Below are 22,872 nucleotides of genomic sequence, written 5' to 3' on the forward strand. Positions count from 1 at the left end.
TTTGGAACCACCTGACTCCATGCCGAACTCAGAAGTGAAACGAAACAGCGTCGATGATAGTGTGGGTTCGCCCATGTGAAAGTAGAACATCGCCAAGCTCCTAATTAAAAGAAAGCCTCAACATTGTGTTGAGGCTTTTTTTCATTTAAGCGTTTAATAAATTTACAATGCCTTAATTCATCCATGAAGCTGGGTTACATCGGTCTTCCATGACCTCACCTCATTACACTGCGAAACTTCGTTTCGGTTGTAATTCGCCTAATTAAGTAGGGTCGATAAAAGACCTTCATCCATGAAGCTTATCGACATTCGTACATCCATGTACATCAAAGCCCGCTCAATGAGCGGGCTTTTTGCGTTTGGGTGCTAAACGATTTTAGAGTTAAGCAATCCGGCTTCAGAATACTGCTGAATCCTGAATCCTGAATCCTGAATCCTGAATCCTGAATCCTGAATCCTGAATCCTGAATCCTGAATCCTGAATCCTGAATCCTGAACCTGAATCCTGAATCTAAGCTATTTCTGCTTGTTCTTGTGGAGAGAAGATGACCTTTGGATCGATAATAATACTGTGCTTATTATCCATATTAATTAAGCCTTTCATCATATGCCTAGTTTGCGGGTCAATATCAAAACCTACCGAAGTTAAATGCTCTAGAGGCTTAATATCATCTTTATTTACCGTTAATGAATCTTCGACTTTATCTACTAACAGCCCTATATGAGGTGTTTTACCGTCTTTGGTGGTGAAGATGATGATTGGTTTATAATCTAGTGTGATTTGTTCTCTAGCTGTTTGGAATAAGCGTACTAATACAGTAAAAATCTTACGTTTTTTCTCGTGGAATAAAGCTAACGCTTCGCCTGATGGATCTGATTTTTGAATAGTTAATAATTCATCCGCCATAGCGTGTAGTTCACGATGAGGTTTATCAAACTTTTTTAAGATTACTCTGAGCTCATCGTTGTCTGTTTTAAAATTGTTGTACCATGCACCAAAAGCGCATTTGTCTGGGTCTTTGGCTTTTTCAAATGGTACGCCATTGGAAAGACTATTTTCTAATGCGTCTAACCAATCTTGATGGTCTTTCTCTCTTGCAATAAGTAAATCAGAAAGCGCTTGGTTTGCAACGTGTGTTGATTGGTTATTTAACACAATGCCCAAATCGAAAATAGGCGTAGGAGTACCAAGGTAGTCTTTTACACCAATAAAGCTTTTATTCTCATTAGGGAGCTCTGTTAAATTATTTTCGTAGCGTTCTGTTAATAAAATATCGAGTATTTTTAAAGCGATTGTCTTAGAGCCAACTTTAAAATTGATAAAGTCCATATACGTTTCTTTCCAAACATTCACATTTCTTAAATAGAGCATAGTTGAGCTTGTCAAAAATGCACGTATGATAAGTAGCTAACTTCCCGATTATTATATTAAAAGACAGTATTGTAATGAAAAATAAATCAAAGCTACTTGTTACCAGTCTAGCATTGTTTTTAAGTGCAAATACATACGCAACTTCAATATCGCTAAGTGTAGAAGAGCAAAGGCTAACTGAACAGCACAAGTACGATGCAACGTTGGTAAACGCAAAAGACTTATCAGATTTTGCAGAGCAGTGGTTGCTTGTAAAAGATTACACCCAAGCAAAGCAACTTTTACACACTGAAGGCACGCGTTTGTGGTCAGAGATAAAATCACAAGTGAAAAGTCACAGCCGCTTTGATGATAGACCTTTATATTGGCAGCGTTTAGCGATTAAAGCCCACATTAAGAAACAACCTTTAAAATTCTCAGAGACCGAATTAGCAAGTTTACTCGAGGTGTTTGAAAATGTGTCGCGAGGTTATGCTGATATTGATTATCGCTATAACACCGCGAAGCAAATTTTTATTACTGGGTTTGATCCGTTCTTATTAGATAAGAATATTGGGCAAAGCAATCCATCTGGCTTAGCAGCAATTAGTTTAGATGGCAAAGTGATTGAATTAAATGGTGTTAAGGCTGAGATTAATGCTGTTATTGTGCCTGTTCGCTATGAAGATTTCGATAACGGCGAAATTGAATCGCTTTTAGCGCCGATATATTTAGGTGGAAATGTTGATTTGGTATCAACTGTGTCAATGGGAAGAGAGCATTTTGACCTTGAGCGTTTTCCTGGCAAGCGCAGGAGCGTTACAGCACCTGACAACTTAAATGTGCTTTCGGGTGGAACAAAAGAAGCACCTATTATTTCAAAGTTGGCTGGGGAGACACTGTCAGGTGATGAGTTTGTCGAATTTAGTTTACCTGTTACTGCAATGCAAAAAGCGAAAGGTAAGTATCAAGTAATCGATAATTTAAAAGTGGTTACATTGGAAAAAGGTGAATTACAGCCTAAATTACTCGCTGAATTAGATGGGCAGACAGCGGTTTCTGGTGGTGGCGGTGGTTACCTTTCGAATGAGATTTCTTATCGTAGTATCCGACTTCAAAACCAACTTGGCACTAAAGTACCGACTGGTCATATTCATACTCCACGAATCAAAGAGTTTGATAATGAGACCAATAAAGCGATCGTTAACCAAATAGAAGAAATGCTAAAGCAAGCGATTGCGGCTATTTAGAGTAAGTAAAATGATTTAAGAAAACTGTGTTGCCTTTTACCTTTTCGGATAATTCAACATAGTTTCTTTTTGCTTTATCAAGCTTCTCTTTGGCTTTATTTAGCCCTAATAAAAGGCAATCGTTGGTGAGCTTGTTACACCCTTTAGCTGCATTATAAAACAAGTATGCGTTTGCATAACCTTCGAGGTGGACTCTGCTTGGCTTGTCCACTCCGGCCTTTTCCATCAAGCTTAAAAAGCGCTTGCACCATTCTTCCGAGCAGCCATTTGCTGTTGGCATTACTTCAGTTACTAAAATGCGACTAGGTTGCTTTATACGTGAAAATAACTCTTCACTTGATACAAAAGATACTGATGTAAATTGTGGATTGTAATTTTGCCGAGCCGCTAAGTTAATAAAATGCGCTAACGGTTTATAAGTACCTACAAGGCAAATTGCTTCAGCACCGCTGCCTTTGAGGCGCTTTAGCGCTTCTTCTATATCTTGCGTATTTCGTTTAAATCGGGCAATTTCTACTGGCTTTAACGCATAAGGCTGCATCGCTTTTTCTAAGCCATTTTGTACTGATAGACCAAACTCATCAGCTTGAATTAAAAAGGCAATTTTCTTGAATCCCATATGCTTTACTAGATAGTCAATTTGAACCTTTGCCTCGTCGTTGTAGCTTGCACGTAAATTAAAAATATGTGCTTTATGACGTAACAGATCGGCACCTGTAAAGGGAGTGAGATAGGGAATATTGTGAGTATCAATGATTGGTTGAATTGCGTTTGAGGTTGGCGTACCAACATAGGAAAATAGCGCATCTACTTTAGCTGTATTTATAAAGTAGCGGGTATTGATCACTGTTAAATGCGGTTCGTATTGATCATCGCGAGATAAAAGTTCAATTAAACGCCCATTAACCCCACCGGATGCGTTTACTTCATCAAAAAAAACGCGGGCTCCTTGTTCTAACTGCACGCCTAATTGAGCTGATGGTCCACTGAATGCTGCGGACATTCCCAACTTAATTGAAGGCTGCTGTGTTGCTAAGGCAATGAGTGGAAGACAGCAGGTTACTATGATCAGTCTAAATATTAAGATAGTGGCTACACCATTCTTGAGCGGCTTGTTTAAGCGCTAAATTAAGTTGCTTTTTCCCAGTTAATGCAAGAGCTTCAATCACCTCCGCTTCTGGCATATTTTGTAATACTAGCTTAATTATCAATTTTCTAGAAACATTTTCCAGTTGTGATAATAGCTTGGGGTATGTTTTAACTTGGTCAAACAATGCATAGCGTGCTTGATCAAAGTTAACTTCACCTTTACTAAAGCGTAATACCAAGTTTGTATTACAGTTTATCGGTTCTATTGGTGGTTGTCTGTTCGACAATAGGGTAAGTACTAGCTCACTTTGTAAATGTGAGAATGAGCGAGATAACTCAAAAATGAACTGTTGTTGGAAATGTTGATTTAACGAGTTTAGTTGCGCTTCAAGCTTTGTTGCTTTAATCACTAAACAAGAGTGCTCACCACTGGCTTTATCACGCTTAGCCCCCAGTTTGATAATTGTATAGTTTTGTCTCAGCCAAAAATTGCAAAGCTTACTTTCTGCACCAAAACTTGCACCGATAAAATCCACTTCATTACATAATAAAGACTCAATTGCAATGAGTAACTGGGTGCCTATGCTTTCGCCTTGGCAAAAAGGGTTAACGGCAATGCGAATAATACGGGCATAACGTTTTGCTAACAGGTGTTTATCACCAAGCAGTGTGGCAGTGGATTGTGCCAGTAGGTTGCCCTGAGGTCTTCGCAAGCCGGATATAATATCACTAGCTAAGGGGTCATCTATTTCGCCTTCTAAGGCAATCAGTGCAGCAGCTAATATAGTGCCATTTTGTTCAGCAACAAATAACTTTAGATTATTGCCATCGAGCATATGCCTTAAATCGTTCGCGCTAGTTTGATAATGCGCCATCACTAAAACAGCAAATACTTGCTTTAATAAAGATTCATTATTTGCTAATTGCGGTTGTGTAATTTCGCAAAAATTAATTTGTTTTTTGTGATCAGGTGATGGCTCAGCAAAGTCGGCATTCAGTACAAGTGATTGATAAATTGTCTGTTCTAAAGGATCGTTTGAATTGTAGCGAATTGGGGCTGCTAACTCTTTCAGTTGGCAGTTACTGCGGGCTTTTTTCAGGTAAGGAATAAAGCGTAAATTAAACCCTCTACCAGTGCCTTCATAACCATGAAGTGTTGTTGCAAAGCCAAGCTTTATCGGTAAGTCGAGCGCTTTTTTTAATAAGCTTACAGGCAAGGTTGCCGCTTCATCAATTAATACCAGATCGTAGTTTGTCGCTTGGTTAAGCAATGCATCAGGTGCAATAAAATCAATCTTTACGTCATCATTAGTTAGTTGCTCGAAGTGTTTATATACAGTGGCAACAGTTTGCTTATGATGGGCACAAATTGCCACGCGCTTACCTTGTGAAACATAATTTGCGGCAAGCATGCCGAGTGTTGCAGATTTTCCTCTGCCTCTATCGGCGGTTAGTAAAAACGTGGCGCGGCGTTTAGTGATAAATTTGCTTAATTCAGCAACGAGATTTTGCTGCTCTTGATACTGAGTACTCTCAGTTGCAGCGTACATTGGGATTGTTGGCAGTGCATGGTGCTCTGAAACAATCAAAGTCTGCTCGCTGTTCTTAAGTAACGAAATTAACCGAGTTTGAAAAAGTGAAATAGGCTGATGCGGTTTATTAGCACTTTGAAAACGAGCAAACGCGGGATCAGCTTGCTTAGCGTAACTTTCAAAATTTGGCATTAGCAGTACCAGTAGGCCGCCTGCTTTTACCGTACCAGTCACGGTTGCTAGCTTATCTGGCATCAGCCCTGAATTTACGTCAAACACCACTGTGCTGTATTCTTGCCCTAATAACTGGTGATTATGTTCGGGCCAAAAATTAACGGAGGGGTGGTTACTCAGGGTTAATAAATCGGGGTAAACCGTTTTTAAGGTATTAACTTGTTGCCAACACCAATGCTCACTCCCTGACAAAACCAATAACTGACGATGCTTACTCGTTAGCAGCAACTGGTGTAATTGGTTAAGCCAGGTGTTAGTCAGCATAATTTACATCGCTTGTAATTTCGCATACATGGTAACTAACCACTTAGTACCATGTTCATCAAAGTTAACTTGAATACGCGCCTGTGGGCCCGTGCCTTCATAGTTTAGCACTGTACCTTCACCAAACTTACCGTGCATTACACGCTGGCCGAGTTTAAAGCCAGTATCGTTAAAGGTTTCTAAACTGATGGTATTGCTAAATCGGCCTGTGGTTTTAGGCTTAGTGATTTGTGTTTTAATTCGAATTTCATCTAGGCAATCTTCCGGTAACTCGCGAATAAAACGCGACGGGCTATGAAACTTTTCTTGCCCGTATAAACGGCGGCTTTCAGCGTGGCAAATATACAGTTTTTGCATCGCGCGTGTCATACCTACATAACACAGGCGGCGTTCTTCTTCTAAACGGCCGGTTTCTTCTTGGCTTTGTTGAGATGGGAACATGCCTTCTTCAACGCCTGCCATAAACACCAATGGGAACTCTAAGCCTTTGGCCGAGTGCAGAGTCATCATTTGTACTGCATCTTCGTGTTCGTCTGCTTGCCCCTCGCCTGATTCAAGCGCGGTATATGCTAAAAAGCCATCAAGCGGTGAGCTAAACTCTTCTTCATCTGGCAGTTCGTATTGGCTAGTAGCGTTAATTAATTCTTCTAAGTTTTCTACGCGTGCTTGGCCTTTTTCGCCTTTTTCTGCCATATACATCGCCATTAGGCCCGATGTTTGAATAGCGTATTTGGTTTGCTTATCTAGTGATTTATCGAGAATATTGTCTTCAATCTGATCGATCAGCTCAATAAATGAATTAACCGCATTGGCAGCACGACCCGCTAAATGCTTTTCTGCAAGTAAGGTTTTTGCTGCATACCACAGTGGTAATGATTCGCTACGTGCACAATCACGAATCAGACTTAATGTGCGATCGCCAATGCCACGCGTTGGGGTATTAATAATTCGCTCAAATGCCGCGTCATCATTGCGGTTATTTACAATGCGTAAGTAGCATAAGGCATCTTTGATTTCTTGACGTTCGAAGAAGCGCATACCGCCGTAAATTCGGTAAGGGATTCGCGGTGATTGAATATTTAATTCAGATTCCAGTACACGCGACTGGGCGTTGTTGCGGTATAAAATGGCGCAGTCTTGCAGTGCATTACCTTGTTCAAACCAAGCCTTAATTTTACTAACAATAAAACGGGCTTCGTCAAGTTCGTTATAAGCAGCGTACACGCCAATTTGTTCACCTTGATTGCCGTCAGTCCACAGCTCTTTACCCATACGCTCGGAGTTATTGGCGATTAAATGGTTTGCCGCCTTTAGAATATTACCTGTTGAGCGATAATTTTGTTCTAAGCGAATAGTTTGTGCATCAAAATCACTAATAAACTGTTTAATATTCTCGATACGTGCGCCACGCCAACCATAAATACTTTGGTCATCATCACCCACAATCATGATCTTGTTGCTTTTGCCAGCAATCAACTTTAACCATTGATATTGAATGGTGTTGGTATCTTGGAATTCATCTACCAACATATGTGGAAAACGCTGTTGGTAGTGTCGTAACAAGGTTGGTTGGTCGCGCAATAATTCGAAACAACGCAGTAGAATTTCGGCAAAATCCACTAAACCTGCACGGTCACATGCTTCTTGATAAGCGGTATAAATACGCAGCATCATTTGCTCGTTAGGGTCAAACGCTTGAATATGTTTAGGGCGTAAACCTTCGTCTTTTTTAGCGCCAATATACCAAGCCGCTTGTTTGGCTGGCCATTTCTTCTCATCAATGTTCATTGCTTTCATCAAGCGACGGATCATCCTGACCTGATCATCAGTATCGAGAATTTGAAATGATTCTGGCAAGTTTGCTTCTTTATGATGAGCGCGCAGAATACGATGGGATAAACCGTGGAAAGTACCAATCCACATGCCGCCAACTGACGCTTTAAGCGTTGTTTCAACACGGCTACGCATTTCTTTGGCTGCTTTGTTGGTAAAGGTTACCGCGAAAATGCTGTAAGGCGATGCATGCTCAACTTGCATTAACCAAGCAATTCGATGGACAAGTACGCGAGTTTTACCTGAGCCTGCGCCTGCCAGCACCAGCATATTTTGTAGCGGGGCGGCAACGGCTTCGCGTTGATTGTCATTTAAACCATCTAATAATTCAGAAACGTCCATCGAAGTTAACTCTTTACCAAAATTGGCAAAAGTATAACAGGAGTTGATTTAATACCAAATAGAATACTGTTTTTATAAACAGGGGTTATTTTGTTTCTTTGAATTCTTTATCTATCTTGTTAAGAAGCGAAACCCGATCATTTAAATAAGTGCGAACAAACTTAATGCGCTCTTCTTCGGGTAAAGTAGCTACTACCTTTTCAGTGTGCTTCATATGAAGCCATTCACGAACTATGCAAATAATGCTTTCACCGCTAAATAGAACAAGCATTAAAAATACGAAGCCAAAAACCCATAAAAATGTGTCTATACTATGCCCTTTAGTTGTCTATATCAGATATTAGTTTGCCAATTCTGAAAACAAACGCTTCTCCCGTAGTGTCTGACGCTCATAGGTTGAGAAAATTAAAATGCTGTCATCACTTGTTGTTAATCTCACCGAAATTTCTACAGTAAAGAAAAGGGCGTACGGAGTTACTTCTAGTTTACCTAGCTCACCTAAGTTACAACTTAAGAATACGTTTTTACCAAATGCAAATGGATTAAAGTTGGTATCTTGCAGTTGGCCATCAACATAGAGTTTTAAACCGCCAAACCAGTGGTTAGTAATACGAATCTCGTGTTGCGCTAATTGAAATTTCCATTCTGAGTACATAGTTACGTTTTCCTAATTGAACTACTTTGTTTGTTGGCTAATTTACTGAATTCTTAGAAAATGAATTAGGGAAAATGATAAACGGCAATTCAACCTGCTGTAAGGAAAGAATATGGACCTTACAGCAGATAGTGGTTAGATAAAGGCTTCTAAATCAAATATATCGGATATGTCTAAGTGAGCTAACCCATTGTAACGGTAGGGCACAAAAGCATTTTCTAGCCAAACACTATAGCAGCCAGCGTTGTTAGCACCTTGTACATCTGAATCAAGGCTATCACCCACATGCAAAATCTCGTTGAGATTTACACCTAATTGCTTGCAGGCCAAATCAAACATATCGCTTGCTGGTTTTGCGTTGCCATGAGGCCCTGCTTGAAGTACTAAATCGAAGCTATCTTTCAAATTAAATTGGCTTACATCGACATTACCATTGGTAATGGCAATCACTTTATATTTTTTACGAAGTGCTGCGAGTAAATCGATTACTTCAGATGCTACCTCAATATCGCTGCGTGCTTTGGCAAATGCGTTATAGGCTTGCTCTGCATGGAAAGCGACATTTTCGACCTTTAGTGTTTCTAAACCCCAAAGTAACGCCTTTTGACGCCATAAGGTTACATCATTAATAATCTCAGGGTGTTCTAGCGCATAGCCATTTCGGCAAGTGCGCCAAAAGTCGCCGTTTTGCGCCGCCCATTCAGGAATTGCAGCAAGGTAATCTTGCTGTGCTTTTATGGCGTTTTTAATGATAGGGCGGTTGTCGTAAAGGGTATCGTCTAAATCAAAACTAATCACCTTTACGGCAGAAATCGCTCGGTTAAATCGTATCATATTACTTCTTTTTGGCCCTTGGATGCGTATTGTCGTATACCTTTGCAAGGTGTTGAAAATCTAAGTGCGTATATACTTGGGTGGTTGATAAATTACTATGGCCAAGTAACTCCTGCACTGCACGTAAATCACCGCTCGACTCTAAAATATGTGAAGCAAAGCTATGGCGTAATTTGTGTGGATGCACATTGGCACTTAGCCCTTGTTCAATGCCCCATTTCTTCATACGCGCACGAATTTGTCGAATCGACAGGCGGCGTTTTTGTTTGCTAGTAAAGAGTGCCATTTCATCTGTATTTGCAAATTCTGCACGCACTTTTAGCCACTCTTTTACCGCGCTTATGGCTTTACGCCCAACGGGAATGACACGCTCTTTACTACCTTTACCCGTTACGGTTAAAAGGCCGTTAAAGATCGCCTGTTTATCATTTAAATTAAGGCTAGCAAGTTCAGATAAACGCAGTCCCGATGAATACATCAGCTCCATCATGGCTTTATCACGCACGGCTAAAGTATCTTCTGGCACAATTTCAAGCAGTTGATTTACTTGGTCAACATCGAGGTTTTTGGGCAGCGGCTTGGTGAACTTTGGTCCCTTAACAAGCTCTACCGGATTAGCTTTTGCTAAACCTTTGCGTATTAGAAATTTATAAAAGCTACGCAAACAAGAAAGATGCAAGTTAATGGTTCTGGCTGATAAATTGCGGCTCTTAAGTTTGGCAAGCAGGCCTTTAATATTTTCTACTTCAATCGCCTGCCAGCTATTTACGAACTGCGAAAAATAGTGCGCTGAGGTTACCAAATGACGTTGATAGGCATCAACGGTGGCATCTGAATAGTGCTTTTCGTAGCGCGCAAAGGCCAAAAATAAATCTAGGGTATGTTGCCAATCTTGATTAAGTGGCTCTGAAGTTGTCATATCTGAGCAAGTTTTATTGTAAGCGCTTGAATAAATTCTAAAACAAACACACTGCTTTGTTCAGGGTGATAGTGTGCTTCATCCTTACTCGCAAAGGCTAAAATCGCTGTTGGTTTTGTTGTTTCACCCACTAAATAAACTGCAGCAGAGCCCACAGATTTTTTAAATAATAGCATTTGCTCATCTTGGCTTAGGCGCCCTAAAAAGCTTGGTTGTTGACTAAAGCGCTGATCAAGTAAGGTTTGGTGAATGTCTGGATTAAACAGAGTAAGTTGACAATCAAGTAAGTTAAAACCTTTGCACAGTGTTTGCGAAAGTTTTTCTTGTAGCTCAGCAAGTGTATTTGTTTTTAGCAACAAGCGATGACATTGATTGAACACCTTAAAAATATGCTCATTATTCGAAGCATTTTCAATTAGATGTGCAAGTTTACTTGTCAGTTCGCGGTTTTTATTTTGCAGCAAATTTTGCTGGCGACGCACTAAGCTGGTGGTACCATTTGGCTCGTTATAAATAGATAAACGCGAAAGTAGTTCAGGGTGCTTTTGCAAAAAGTCACTGTTTTGTTCTAAAAAGTCGACTACTTGGCGTTCATCTAATTCACTCATAATGCAATTTGGCCATCAAATACATGCTCGGCAGGGCCAGACATTTTTACTGAGTGACCTTCGCCTTGCCAGTTAATGGTTAACTCGCCGCCGGGCAATTCAACCTTTACTTCATTCGCAAGTTTCTTTTGCATAATACCAATTACTACCGCTGCGCACGCACCACTGCCACAGGCGAGTGTTTCGCCAGCGCCGCGTTCCCACACACGTAATTTAATATGCTCAGGCGAGATAATTTGCATAAAGCCAATATTGGCCTTTTTAGGGAAACGCTCATGGTTTTCAAGTAGCGGGCCTAACTCAGTTACTTGGTCTGAATTAATATCGTCAACTTCAAGCACACAATGCGGGTTACCCATAGAAACAACTCCGCAAAATATCGTGTGTTCACCCTCACGAATAATGTAGGTGGTCTCGCGCTTGGTTGCCTTAAATGGCACTTTAGCTGGGTCAAACTTAGGTTGCCCCATATTTACACGCACTTTTCCGTCTTTTTCGTTATGCAGTGTGATATTGCCAGCTTTCGTTGAAACCTGAATGCGATGACGGTTAGTTAGGCCTTTCATGCGAACAAAACGGGCAAAGCAACGGGCGCCGTTTCCACATTGTTCTACTTCATGACCATCGGCATTAAAAATACGGTAGTGAAAATCAAGATCTGGGTCATACGGCGCTTCAACCATAAGTAATTGGTCAAAGCCAATACCGAAGTTGCGATCAGCTAACTTGCGAATTTGGTCTTTTGAAATAAAAACATTTTGCGTGACATTATCAATAACCATAAAGTCATTGCCTAAGCCATGCATTTTAGAAAAATTTACTAGCATATGTATTAACTATGGTTGTGCTTAAGGCAGTGTACACTCGTTTCGGTATAGGTCGTCAATAGTTTCGCGTTTGCGGATCACATGAACTTGCTCGTCATCGACCATAATTTCAGCCACGCGAGGACGCGAATTGTAGTTTGAGCTCATGGTAAAACCATAGGCGCCAGCGCTACGTACGGCAATTAAATCGCCTGCTTCAATGCACAAATCGCGGTCTTTACCTAAAAAGTCACCGGTTTCACATACTGGGCCAACAATATCGTAATTTTCGGTTTTACCTTGTCGTGGTTTAACCGCAATAATATTTTGCCAAGCCTGATAAAGCGATGGGCGCAGTAAATCATTCATGCCTGCATCAACAATCGCAAAATGCTTACCTTGGTTTTGTTTTAAGTACTCAACATTGGTGACTAAAATACCCGCGTTAGCAGCAATCGCTCGGCCTGGTTCAAAAATAAGTTCAATTTGTGGTAGTTCAGCTAAACACTCGGTGATTTGACTTACGTATTGGCTTGGGTGCGGCGGCGCTTCTTGCGCTTCTTGCGCATATGGCACACCTAAACCACCACCAACATCTACATGGCTAAGCTTTATGCCATGAGTCGCGAGTTCTTTTACCAGCGCAATCACTTTTTTAAGTGCCGCAATAAATGGCTCAACTTCAGTAAGTTGTGAGCCAATATGAAAATCAATACCTTTGATATCTAAGTTAGGCAAGCTCGCAGCTTTCTTGTAAACATCAACTGCAACTTTAATATCAATACCAAATTTGTTTTCTTTCAAACCCGTTGAAATATAAGGGTGGGTTTTTGCATCGATATCTGGGTTTACGCGAATAGAAATCGGCGCAGCTACATTCAACTGGCTTGCAACTTCTGAAATGCGTTCAAGTTCCGCTTCAGACTCTACATTAAAACACTTAATGTTATGCTCAAGTGCAAACGCAATTTCGTCATGAGTTTTAGCAACACCCGAAAACACCACTTTGTTGGTGTCGCCACCGGCAGCGATTACACGCGCTAACTCACCTTTTGACACAATATCAAAGCCAGAACCTAAACGTGCTAACACGTTTAAAATAGCGAGATTTGAGTTAGCTTTAACGGCATAACAAACAAGATGGTTATGATGGCTTGCGGCATCACAAAACGCTTTGTAGTGGCGCTCTAGCGTTGCTCGTGAGTAAACATAGCAAGGTGTACCAAATTGCGCCGCAATATCAGCAACTTTCACTTGTTCAGCGTACAGCTCGTCATTTTTATAGTTAAAATAATCCATTTACTGCTGCTCCGTAGGCGTTTGCTCAACAGGTGTTTGCTGCTGTTGTTGATTTGTTTGTGCTGCATCTTCTTCAGCAAGATATAGCGGGCCTTTTTGGCCACAGCCAGCTAAAACAAGCAAAGTACCACTAATAAATGTTGAAACTAATTTCTTACGCTTAACCATATCGTCTGTTTATAAAACTTATTACTGACAAGTGAATGCCACGGTTGGTATTATGGAATAGAGATTATCAGAAAAAAGCGTAAAAACGCAGGATATTGACGTTTTTTCTTATGCTTTATTGGCATCAAAAAATCAAATTGGAAATTAACCTATGACAGACCAAGAATACCATCAGTTAATCGAAGACTTATTTATTAACTTAGAAGAACAAGTTGATGCGTGTGAGGTTGATTTAGACTATGAATCTGCATCGGGTATTTTAGAAATTATTTTTCCAGATGGTTCTAAGATTATTCTTAACAAACAAGCGCCTTTACACCAATTATGGGTGGCAACTAAGTTTAATGGTCACCATTTTGAGCGCCATGGAGATAAGTGGATTGATAACCGCAGCGGTGCCGAATTTTGGCAATTTATGAATGATGCGTCTAGCAAACAAGCAGGCACAAGTATTGTGTGGGAAGCTGAATAAATGAGCTTAGAAGCTGTTGTAATTGACCCGCAATCTAGCCACAAAGCAACCGTTATTTGGCTGCATGGTTTAGGTGATTCGGGCGATGGGTTTGCGCCTATCGTACCGGAGATTAATTTACCAGCAGAGCTGGGGGTTAAATTTATCTTCCCTCATGCGCCTATTCAACCGGTCACCATAAATGGTGGTATGGCAATGCGCTCTTGGTACGACATCAAATCTCTTGATCTAGATAAACGCGCCGATGAACAAGGTGTGCAACAATCTGCTGCGGCAGTGCAGCAATTAATTGAAGCTGAAATTGCCAAGGGTATTGAACCAAGTAACATTATTTTGGCTGGCTTTTCGCAAGGCGGCGTGGTGTCTTTGTATTTAGGGCCGCGTTTACCTTATCAGCTAGCGGGTATTATGGCGCTTTCTACTTATATGTGTGAGCCTGCTAAACTTAAGTCGGAAAAACAACAAGCTAACTTAAATGTGTTTATGGCACATGGTAGTTTTGACGATGTTGTACCTATGGGTGCTGGTGAAAGTGCATACCAAACTTTATTGGATTTAGGTTATGACGCAAGTTGGCAAGTTTATCCAATGGCACACCAAGTGTGTTTAGAAGAAATTAAGGCGATCCGTACTTGGTTGATTTCGCGCTTAAACTAGGGAGATAGAGTGAGTCAAAAAATAAAAATTACTGCGACACTGGCAAATAGTCAAAAAAAGCAAAATACAGTTAATCAAAAAATTGAATACCAATGGCATTGGTCGCGTGTTTTTGCTGCGCTTGTTCTCGTAGTAACCGTTTTGTTTTTGCTTACTCTTTATATTTTTCCAGCAGATGACCAAAAACAAAGTGCTAAAGCAGTGGTTAAACAAGGTGCTGTGGTTAGTTCAAGTACGCTGAATTCGGCGGAAAAAACAGAAGATATTATAGCTTTAGAAACCGAAAAGGTTGATTCAAGCCAGTCTGTTGGCGTTGAATCAACACAAGAAGCTGCGTCAGACACTCCAGCCGATAAACCAAGAATTCAGCAAAGTCACCCTGATTTGACTGAAGCAACCGGTGATGTAATTGAGCAGGTTGCGCCTATTGTTTCAGAATCTTCGGTTGTTACGGATGCACCAAATACCGAACCGTTAACCGCTGAAACTCCTGAACCTGAAACTCTATCAGAACCAGAGCAAACCGAGCCATTAGCCGATATTGCGCTTGGAGCAAAAATGGATACGCAAAGTGTATCGCGCGCGCTGTTATCTCGCGACATAGTTGCTCGTGAACCAGTTGATATTATTGGAGAGCGAATAGCCCGTGCGAGTTTTGCTAAAAAACTCTATTTTTTTACGGAAGTTAACGGCCTGAAAGGTAAATTAGTGCGCCATAAATGGTATTTTCAAGATCAATTGCAAGCCGATGTTGAACTAACGGTTTATGCTGAGCGTTATCGCACTTATTCATCAAAAAATATCGCGGCACTGCAATTAGGTATGTGGCGTGTAGAATTAGTCGCAGAGGGCAAAACCCTTGCGAGCAAGCAATTTATAATTACTGACCAGTAATCGTCAGTGTAGGAAAGTTATGTCACAAGATAAGTCTATTATTCGTATCGCAACTCGTAAAAGTGCGCTGGCACTTTGGCAAGCTGAATTTGTAAAAGCTGAGCTTGAAAAACATCATGCTAATTTAACGGTAGAGCTTGTGCCTATGTCGACTCAGGGCGACAAAATTTTAGATACACCGCTAGCTAAAATTGGTGGTAAAGGCCTATTTGTGAAAGAGCTTGAAGTTGCCATGATGGAAGGGCGTGCAGATATTGCTGTGCATTCAATGAAAGACGTTCCTGTTGAATTTCCTGAAGGCTTAGAGCTACATACAATTTGTGAGCGTGAAGATCCGCGTGATGCATTTGTATCTAACAACTATAAATCATTAGCAGAGTTACCACAGGGCGCTATTGTTGGTACGTCGAGCTTACGTCGTCAGTGTCAGCTAAAAGCGGCGCGTCCAGATTTAGAAATTCGTGATTTACGTGGTAACGTGAATACCCGTTTAGCAAAGTTAGACGCTGGTGAATACGATGCAATTATTCTTGCTGCAGCAGGTTTAATTCGATTAGAAATGCCTGAGCGCATTGCTGATTTTATTGCGGCAGAAGACTCATTACCGGCAAATGGTCAAGGTGCTGTGGGCATTGAATGCCGTAGTGATGACGAAACAACAAAAGCTTTGTTAGCACCTTTAGAGCATACTGAAACGCGTTACCGTGTGCTAGCCGAGCGTGCAATGAACCGTAAATTGCAAGGTGGTTGCCAAGTACCAATTGGTGCATTTGCAACGGTTGATGGCGATACGCTTACATTACGAGGCCTTGTTGGTGCATTAGATGGCTCTGTAATTTTACAGCATACTCTTACAGGTGATGTTGCGAATGCAGAGCAAATTGGCGAGCAACTAGCTGAACATTTATTGGCGCAAGGTGCGGATAAAATTCTTGCTGAAGTTTACGCAAGCTAACAAGGAACGACAGTGACACATATTTTACTCACTCGGCCAGAGGAAAAAAGCCAGCAACTCGCCGAGCATCTGGCTGAAAAGTCGATAAAAAGCATCATTCAACCTTTATTGGCGCTTGAAGCTATCACCGTGAGTGAACAGCAACTTGGCATGCTAGATGATGCCGATATTGTATTATTTGTGTCACAAGATGCTGCGCGCTTTTTACATGCACTGAAGCCTGAGTTAGCAAAAAACAGTGTTTGCCTAGCGGTAGGTAAAAGTACTGCCGAAGTGGTAACAAAGTTATTTGAAAAACCGTGTGCCAGCCCAATAGTTGAAACAAGCGAAGGTTTACTGGCTATGCCTGAGCTTAACAACGTCGCGAGCAAGCGAATAGTGCTGGTAAAAGGAAAAGGCGGGCGCAATAAACTTGCAAAAGAGCTAAAAGAACGTGAAGCGATTTTTCAGCCGCTTGCTGTGTATCAACGCTTAACCAATCCCGAGCTTACAATAGAACTCGCGCAAACATGGCAACAGCGTGGGGTCGACTCGGTGGTATTAACCAGTAATGCAAGCATCGATAGCTTTCTTGCCGTCGCAACCAATAAATCTTGGTTGGCAACACTTACTGTATTTTTAGTGAGTGAGCGTTGTGTTGATTATTTCAACGAAAAAGCCCAAGCTAAACAAATTATTAATTGCCAAGGTGCTGATAACGAAAGCATTTTAAACGCAATATTAGAACAGCATAAACCTCAACAGAGTCACGCTATGGAACAAGAAAAAGATATTACCGCAAAGAGTACAATTAGCGATAAGCCAGCGAATAAGCCAAAACCAGCAACGGGTGCGGTAAAAGCGCCAACTGAAAAGCAATCTGGTACAGGTAAAGCAATTGCTGTTGTTGCGTTATTAGTATCACTTGCTGCTGTAGGTGGGCTGGGTTATGGCTATACGCTGTTTCAACAACAAAAAAACTTTCTTGTTAAATTAAATAGCGAGAAAAACAGCTTGGCAGAGCAAATAGCGAAAGCAAATACTCAGACGCTTGCGCTTAAAAATCAAAATCAGCAATTACAAAGTGAGCTCACGGCACAAGTAGCGCAAGCAGAGTCAGTATTAAATCAAAAAATAGTGCAACAGCTACAACTAGCCAATCAGCAAGAGCCAGAACTTAACCGTGAAGAAGTAAAAAGCTTATATCGCATGGCGGAGTTTAAAGCGCTGGTACAAGCTGACTATTTAGGCGCAGCTGCGATGTTGGCAAGGCTTGATGTTTTACTTGAAAGCTTTCCAGGTACGCAGCCCGCACGTGAAGCTCTGCATCAAGATATTCAAGCGTTAAATGCTGTACAAACTGTGGATGTTGAAAGTATTTATTTAAGGCTTTCGGGCTTAATTGCCAATTTGGATAAGCTACCACTTAACATGGTTGTGTTGCCTGAAGAGGCAGATAAAGTTAAGCAACAAGCCCTTTCAGATAATGTGGATGATTGGCAAGCAAACCTAAAACGCAGTTGGGATTTGCTGGTCGATGACTTTATTAAAGTACGCAAACGCACCGCACCAATTGAGCCTCTATTAAGCCAAGAAGAGCAAGCCCTTATTCGTCATCAGTTGCGTTTTTATATGGTGCAAGCACAAACGGCTCTGGTTAAGCAGCAAGCGGTTATGTTTACTGCCGCGTTACAGCAAGCCGCTGAAGTTTTAAATAATTACTACGATGTGCAAGCATCTGAAGTGGTTTATCTGAATAGCCAATTATCAGCGCTTCAATCACAACCTTTAGCGTTTAACCCTGAGTTTACCTTTAGCTCAGAAGCGGCGATTAAGGAGCTATTATGAGTAAGGCAATAATTAGCATTGTTATTGCGTTAATTGTCTTAGCACTAGCACCTATTGCTATTGGTGAAAAAGGCTATGTATTAATCGCGTTTAATGACTACACAATTGAAGGTACGATCACCGCATTTGTAATTGCGACAATTTTGCTAGCTGCATTTGCTTTTTTGATTTACAAAGTGGTGCGTTATGTTTTATCACTTTATGGCGTTACCCGCTTTAAATGGGCATTGCGTGCGGATAAGCGCAAGCAAACTAACTTAAAAACAGGTGTATGGCAGTTTATTAATCGCGACTTTGTAGGTGCACAAAAAAGTTTAGCAAAAGCACATGTGCCAGCAGGTTGGGAAAATATCGCCCAAGCAATTTCAGCACGTGCTGCACTCGAGGTGGGCAACAAAGCTGAAGCAAGATTGCACCTAGAGCAAGTATCAGAGGATGATACGCCATACATAGCGCAAATGCTGGTGGAAAGCGAACAAGCTGAACTTGCCAAAGAAAGCATGGAGCAAATCACCAAAAATAAAAAGGCTACAAATCTAGAGCTTGCCAATTTTGCCGAGTACTTAGTGGCACAGCAAGATTGGTCAACACTTAATGATCAGCTAAGCCGCTTTGAGAAAAAACATGCACTGAGTGATGAGCAGTGGCAACAGCTATTTGAGCGTTATTTTGCTGCGTTAGACCTAAACGCACTAAACAGTGCGTACGGTAATTTGCCTAAAAAGCTCAAAGAAAAAGCCGAGTTCCATTACTTAATTAACCTTGCGTCATTTGCTCCTGAGCAAACCGACAAATGTTTATTAAAACTAGCAAAGGGTGATAAGTACCGTGAAATTTGGCAAGTGCTTAGCAAGTGCACTAATACCAAGCTTTCAGATTTACAAAAGTTTGTGCAAACGCGTCTTAAAAAATTACCTGAGGACGAAACCTTATTACTTACGCTGGCATACATTGCCAAAGCGCAAGGTGATTTTGAGCTTGCCTGTAAGGTATTTAATAAAGTTTTAAGCAAAGACAATGCAAACAAGCATTGGCGTATTGCAGCTGAATGTTTTAGCCAAACAGGTCAGCTTGATAAAGCCGTATCGCTTTATCAAACCTATGCTTAATACCAATTCTGTTAAGTATGTGATCAGGGATAGCGCTGGATAAATGAAATGGTAACAAGGCGGAGTTTTTCTTATGTAGTTGTTCTACATTGATAAATTTTAACGCAGTTAGCATGATATTTAGCCCGCTAGGATGATTAGCTACTTAAGTGAATTGGTATAATGTGGCTAAAAATTAACGTAATGATTAAAAAGCGCCGATGGGCGCTTTTTTTATATTTGCGCGAATAGGACCTATGTCCTAAGCAATCCTTGCTTTTATAGCTAAACTACGTAGAATCCGCGCAATTTTAAATTTTTAAGGGTCAAGCCATGATCGATTCAACTCTTCCTCTTCTTGATTTACACCGTCACCTTGATGGAAATGTTCGTTCAGAAACCATTTTAGATCTTGGCCTAAAATTTAATATGGATTTGCCAGCAAGCGATGTTGAGTCGCTGCGCCCACATGTACAAGTAATTGAAAATGAGCCTGACTTACTTGGTTTTTTACAAAAGCTAGACTGGGGCGTAAAAGTGCTGGGCGATCTAGACGCATGTCGTCGCATTGCCTATGAAAATATGTTTGATGCAAAAGGGCAGGGGCTTGATTATGTTGAGCTGCGTTTTAGCCCATTTTATATGGCGCAAACCCACAACCTAAATATTGCAGACGTTGTTGCTGCGGTAATTGACGGCGTAAAAGCGGGTAGCCGCGAGACGGGCGTTCAAGCAAAGTTAATTGGTATTTTATCGCGTACCTTTGGTGTTGATGCATGCCAAGCAGAACTTGATGGCTTACTGGCACACAAAAATGAGCTTATCGCACTCGATTTAGCGGGTGACGAGCTCGGTTTCCCAGGTAACTTATTTGAAGGCCATTTTAAACAAGCGCGCGATGCAGGCTTACAAATTACCACTCACGCAGGTGAAGCCGCAGGCAGCGAAAGCATTTGGCATGCAATTAAAGAACTTGGTGCAACACGTATTGGTCATGGTGTTAAAGCAATTGAAGACGCCGCACTGATGGATTACCTACGCGATCACCAAATTGGTGTGGAATCGTGTTTAACCAGCAATATTCAAACGAGCACCGTTGCAGCAATGGCAACACACCCACTTAAGCAGTTTTTAGCACACGGTATTTTAGCCACCATCAATACCGACGATCCAAGTGTAAGTAACATTGAAATTCGCCACGAATTTGAGGTGGCAGCACCACAAGCAGGTTTAACTCAGGCTGAAATCACGCAAGCACAAAAGAATGCATTACAAATCGCGTTTTTAAGTGATAGTGAGCGTAAAGTGTTAATGGGGAAATACGCGTAACGCTATAGCGTTATTTTTCAAAAAATGTGCGCCTCCCTGCATTCCTAAAAAGCCCATCCTTGGGCTTTATGTTACTTTTCTTTGCTTCGCCAAAGATAAAGTAACCAAAAGAAAGGCGACCGCTAAATCAAACTTTTCCTCACATCAACTTTGAATTTAAAGATAAACGCCATGAAGCAACGTCCATGTTGTACATGGCTTGCTCGACCGCTTCGCTCCCTGTCTCGCATTATCAAATTCAGACCTGATGCTTCGGGTTTGATAAAAGCGGAAAAAACTTTAACAACGGTCTTCAAGATCGAAACTCAGCTGTTATTGAATAACTTCATCTCTTCTGTGTAGAAAAGAACAATTCTTCCTTAATATTTTTAGCAGACAAGTTGCCCGCCTTCTACAACTTATAATATGAAGGTTTTCAATTAACTATCTGACTAGTAACAATTAATTATTGGTGTTATAAATTGACTTTTAATTAACAGTTAGTTGCTTTCGTAAATAGTAGGTAAGTACATGAAAGAGAAGTCGGTATCATTTGATCTCGAAACAGACCTAGCCATGTCATTGCGGTGCTTACTTGACGCTTTGTCTCAAATTGAAAGTGAGCGTCTAGCAATCAATAGGAATACAAAATCTCAAATAAAGGATTTCCTGGAAGAGTTGAACACACAACTAAAGGGGTTCGCAACGCGTAGTATTTTTACTATGCGTTGGTTTAAGTGATTAAGGTGGTCTGCGACGGTTTCTGTATTGCGTTTCTCACCCATTAACTGGACGATATTTATTCAAGGAGACTGACAGAAATGGAGAAGTTATTGGAAACACTAATCTCATCAACATTGTTGATTGGAGCGATAACTTTTTTATCAAAAAAGTTTATTGAGAGTTATTTCAAAACTCGTGAAAAAGAGTCTGAGCTAACGATAAAGAACCAATTTGATAGGGAGATTATTGAGTTTAAGAACTCAATTGAGAAAGAATCTTTAAGGTATAATACGAAAGTAGCAGGAGTTTTTGAACGTCAAGCAAATGTTATTTCAGAGTTATATTCTCAACTATATGAGTTAGAGTTTAGAATGAATGTGGCGATAAATCACGGCACACCTTGGGATGAGAAGTATCAAAAATTTAAAAGCTGTTATTTTAAACTTAGAGAATTTTGGGGTAAAAATAGAATCTTAATCCCCAAAAATGTTGATGTCGAGATTGAAAAGTTACTTAAAGACGCTTTTTGGAGTGTAGAAAATTATGGTGCTGGTGAACGCCAATTTTTAGGTCAGGATTTTGAAGCCGGTACTGAGAAAAAGAATGAGGCTAAAAAGCTTAAGGAGTCAATACCAGTCATAATGGAGCAATTGCGAAGTTCATTTAGGTGTATGATCGGGGTTGACGACTAAGAATTTCTCGCCGTTTATTAAGGTATTACCGCGGCCTGAGTTTAGCGCTTTTGTGGACTTGAAATCTGGTTTTAAAGTTCACTCACAGTACCCATAAATCAAACCTGAAAGCGGAATTTAAATGAATAATGCGAGACAGGGAGCGAAGCGGTCGAGCAAGCCATGTACAACATGGACGTTGCTTCATGGCGTTTATGTTCACATTTTAATTTTGCTTGAAGAGTCAGTTTGATTTTTGGGGCGGCTTTTTCTTGGTTCGTTCTTTTTAGCCGTTTAAAAAGAATGAACGAGTGCGGCATGGATGCCGCAAGATAAATACATGGATGTTAATTAATAAATACTCCCTTTAACACTCCTTATATTTCTCCTGCACTAGTTTCACATAATGCGCGAGCGATTTATCGCCATGGGTGGTAAAAGTGAGTTCCGTAAGTGATACCGCTTGAATGCGGTCTATGCGAAATTCACGATAATCATTTCGTAAGCGGCAGAAGGTGATTAGCGTCCATTTGCCACCCCAATACACCATGCCTAAAGGTTCAACTAGGCGGGTGGTGGTTTGCTGTTTGGCATCGGAATAATCAATGTTTACACAACGGTGTTGCTCTATGCCTTGGCGTAAGGTGAGGGTAAAGGCTTGTTGCGCTTGGTTGTGACTCCAACCCGATACTAAATAGGGCAGATCATCCACTTTTTGTTTTAAGCTACTTGGTAAAACAGCCTCAATTTTAGCGAGTGCAGAATGGGCTTTATCGGCTAAAACAGGATCAGTCCACTCACTTACCATGCGACTACCTAGCATTAAGGCTTGTAGCTCTTCGAGAGTAAACATCATGGGTGGCAGGTCACATTCTGAAATAAGGTAACCAATGCCTGCTTCGCCTTCGATAGGCACGCCCGATGTTTGCAAATGTTGAATGTCGCGGTAAATGGTGCGCTCAGATACGTTTAGTTTATCTGCTAGCTGTTTGGCGGTTACAGCAAGGCGGCGGCCTTTAAGTAAGTTAACCAGTTGAAATAAACGCTCAGATTTATGCACCATATTTCCTTCATTGAATGCGCTTTACGTGTT

21 protein-coding genes and 1 rRNA gene are annotated in these 22,872 nt (G+C 40.9%); 10 read left to right on the forward strand and 12 right to left on the reverse strand.

The annotated features are described in order from the left end of the window. A 5S ribosomal RNA gene (rrf, locus tag AAEU29_RS20525) occupies window positions 1-98 on the forward strand; the annotation flags it as partial. A 413-nt stretch (window positions 99-511) separates the two neighbouring features. On the opposite strand, the gene AAEU29_RS20530 is transcribed toward rrf, so the two are convergent. Continuing rightward, window positions 512-1,330, reverse strand: a complete 819-nt coding sequence (locus AAEU29_RS20530) for a CZB domain-containing protein (RefSeq protein ID WP_421975044.1) — start codon at window positions 1,328-1,330, stop codon at window positions 512-514. A 116-nt stretch (window positions 1,331-1,446) separates the two neighbouring features. On the opposite strand from AAEU29_RS20530, the gene AAEU29_RS20535 reads away from it, so the two are divergent. Next, entirely contained in the window at window positions 1,447-2,601 is a 1,155-nt protein-coding gene (locus tag AAEU29_RS20535; protein ID WP_421975045.1) for a PA0049 C-terminal domain-containing protein, read from the forward strand. On the opposite strand, the gene AAEU29_RS20540 is transcribed toward AAEU29_RS20535, so the two are convergent. The 10 genes from AAEU29_RS20540 to lptM form a co-directional block, all read right to left on the reverse strand. Next, window positions 2,594-3,610, reverse strand: a complete 1,017-nt coding sequence (locus AAEU29_RS20540; protein WP_421975046.1) for an ABC transporter substrate-binding protein — start codon at window positions 3,608-3,610, stop codon at window positions 2,594-2,596. The genes AAEU29_RS20535 and AAEU29_RS20540 overlap by 8 nt on opposite strands. Before the next feature lie 64 nt (window positions 3,611-3,674). Beyond that, on the reverse strand, window positions 3,675-5,720 hold the full coding sequence (locus AAEU29_RS20545; protein WP_421975047.1) for a tRNA(Met) cytidine acetyltransferase TmcA: 2,046 nt from the start codon (window positions 5,718-5,720) through the stop codon (window positions 3,675-3,677). A gap of 3 nt (window positions 5,721-5,723) precedes the next feature. Further along, the gene (gene uvrD, locus AAEU29_RS20550) at window positions 5,724-7,895 is read right to left on the reverse strand and encodes a DNA helicase II (RefSeq protein ID WP_421975048.1); all 2,172 of its coding nucleotides are present in this window, start codon (window positions 7,893-7,895) and stop codon (window positions 5,724-5,726) included. A gap of 340 nt (window positions 7,896-8,235) precedes the next feature. Next, window positions 8,236-8,550: a hypothetical protein gene (locus AAEU29_RS20555; RefSeq protein ID WP_421975049.1), complete on the reverse strand. Its 315-nt coding sequence runs from the start codon at window positions 8,548-8,550 to the stop codon at window positions 8,236-8,238. Between the two features lie 135 nt (window positions 8,551-8,685). After that, a complete protein-coding gene (locus AAEU29_RS20560) occupies window positions 8,686-9,384 on the reverse strand; it encodes an HAD-IA family hydrolase (RefSeq protein ID WP_421975050.1) in 699 nt (232 codons plus the stop codon). 1 nt (window position 9,385) lies between these two features. Continuing rightward, complete coding sequence (gene xerC, locus AAEU29_RS20565) at window positions 9,386-10,303, reverse strand: tyrosine recombinase XerC (protein ID WP_421975051.1); 918 nt, start codon at window positions 10,301-10,303, stop codon at window positions 9,386-9,388. Further along, complete coding sequence (locus tag AAEU29_RS20570; RefSeq protein WP_421975052.1) at window positions 10,300-10,911, reverse strand: DUF484 family protein; 612 nt, start codon at window positions 10,909-10,911, stop codon at window positions 10,300-10,302. The genes xerC and AAEU29_RS20570 overlap by 4 nt, the downstream gene beginning before the upstream one ends. Beyond that, window positions 10,908-11,738, reverse strand: coding sequence for a diaminopimelate epimerase (dapF, locus tag AAEU29_RS20575; protein ID WP_274762963.1), 831 nt, complete (start codon window positions 11,736-11,738; stop codon window positions 10,908-10,910). The genes AAEU29_RS20570 and dapF overlap by 4 nt, the downstream gene beginning before the upstream one ends. Window positions 11,739-11,759: 21 nt before the next feature. Beyond that, window positions 11,760-13,016, reverse strand: a complete 1,257-nt coding sequence (lysA, locus tag AAEU29_RS20580; RefSeq protein ID WP_421975053.1) for a diaminopimelate decarboxylase — start codon at window positions 13,014-13,016, stop codon at window positions 11,760-11,762. After that, complete coding sequence (gene lptM, locus AAEU29_RS20585) at window positions 13,017-13,184, reverse strand: LPS translocon maturation chaperone LptM (RefSeq protein WP_274762961.1); 168 nt, start codon at window positions 13,182-13,184, stop codon at window positions 13,017-13,019. It lies immediately after the preceding gene. A 151-nt stretch (window positions 13,185-13,335) separates the two neighbouring features. Here lptM and cyaY point away from each other — a divergent pair, with 151 nt between their 5' ends. The 8 genes from cyaY to AAEU29_RS20625 all read left to right on the forward strand — a co-directional run bounded on the left by cyaY (window position 13,336) and on the right by AAEU29_RS20625 (window position 21,800). Next, window positions 13,336-13,656: an iron donor protein CyaY gene (gene cyaY, locus AAEU29_RS20590; RefSeq protein WP_421975054.1), complete on the forward strand. Its 321-nt coding sequence runs from the start codon at window positions 13,336-13,338 to the stop codon at window positions 13,654-13,656. Beyond that, window positions 13,657-14,313 (forward strand): alpha/beta hydrolase, encoded by a 657-nt coding sequence (locus AAEU29_RS20595; RefSeq protein WP_421975055.1) that lies wholly within the window; start codon window positions 13,657-13,659, stop codon window positions 14,311-14,313. A 9-nt stretch (window positions 14,314-14,322) separates the two neighbouring features. Beyond that, on the forward strand, window positions 14,323-15,207 hold the full coding sequence (locus AAEU29_RS20600) for a DUF2914 domain-containing protein (protein ID WP_421975056.1): 885 nt from the start codon (window positions 14,323-14,325) through the stop codon (window positions 15,205-15,207). Between the two features lie 19 nt (window positions 15,208-15,226). Continuing rightward, complete coding sequence (gene hemC, locus AAEU29_RS20605) at window positions 15,227-16,162, forward strand: hydroxymethylbilane synthase (protein WP_274762957.1); 936 nt, start codon at window positions 15,227-15,229, stop codon at window positions 16,160-16,162. A 12-nt stretch (window positions 16,163-16,174) separates the two neighbouring features. Next, the gene (locus AAEU29_RS20610) at window positions 16,175-17,989 is read left to right on the forward strand and encodes a uroporphyrinogen-III C-methyltransferase (RefSeq protein ID WP_421975057.1); all 1,815 of its coding nucleotides are present in this window, start codon (window positions 16,175-16,177) and stop codon (window positions 17,987-17,989) included. Continuing rightward, window positions 17,986-19,098 carry a heme biosynthesis HemY N-terminal domain-containing protein gene (locus AAEU29_RS20615; protein ID WP_421975058.1) on the forward strand — a complete coding sequence of 371 codons (1,113 nt, stop codon included), beginning with the start codon at window positions 17,986-17,988 and terminating at the stop codon, window positions 19,096-19,098. Before AAEU29_RS20610 ends, AAEU29_RS20615 begins: the two co-directional genes overlap by 4 nt. Window positions 19,099-19,410: 312 nt before the next feature. Further along, on the forward strand, window positions 19,411-20,406 hold the full coding sequence (gene add, locus AAEU29_RS20620) for an adenosine deaminase (protein WP_421975059.1): 996 nt from the start codon (window positions 19,411-19,413) through the stop codon (window positions 20,404-20,406). Window positions 20,407-21,206: 800 nt separating this feature from the next. Beyond that, entirely contained in the window at window positions 21,207-21,800 is a 594-nt protein-coding gene (locus tag AAEU29_RS20625) for a hypothetical protein (protein WP_421975060.1), read from the forward strand. 346 nt (window positions 21,801-22,146) lie between these two features. On the opposite strand, the gene AAEU29_RS20630 is transcribed toward AAEU29_RS20625, so the two are convergent. After that, the gene (locus AAEU29_RS20630; RefSeq protein WP_421975061.1) at window positions 22,147-22,842 is read right to left on the reverse strand and encodes a helix-turn-helix transcriptional regulator; all 696 of its coding nucleotides are present in this window, start codon (window positions 22,840-22,842) and stop codon (window positions 22,147-22,149) included. Window positions 22,843-22,872: the final 30 nt, after the last annotated feature.

The sequence above is a fragment of the Pseudoalteromonas aquimarina genome, from assembly GCF_049257255.1.
GTDB lineage: Bacteria > Pseudomonadota > Gammaproteobacteria > Enterobacterales > Alteromonadaceae > Pseudoalteromonas.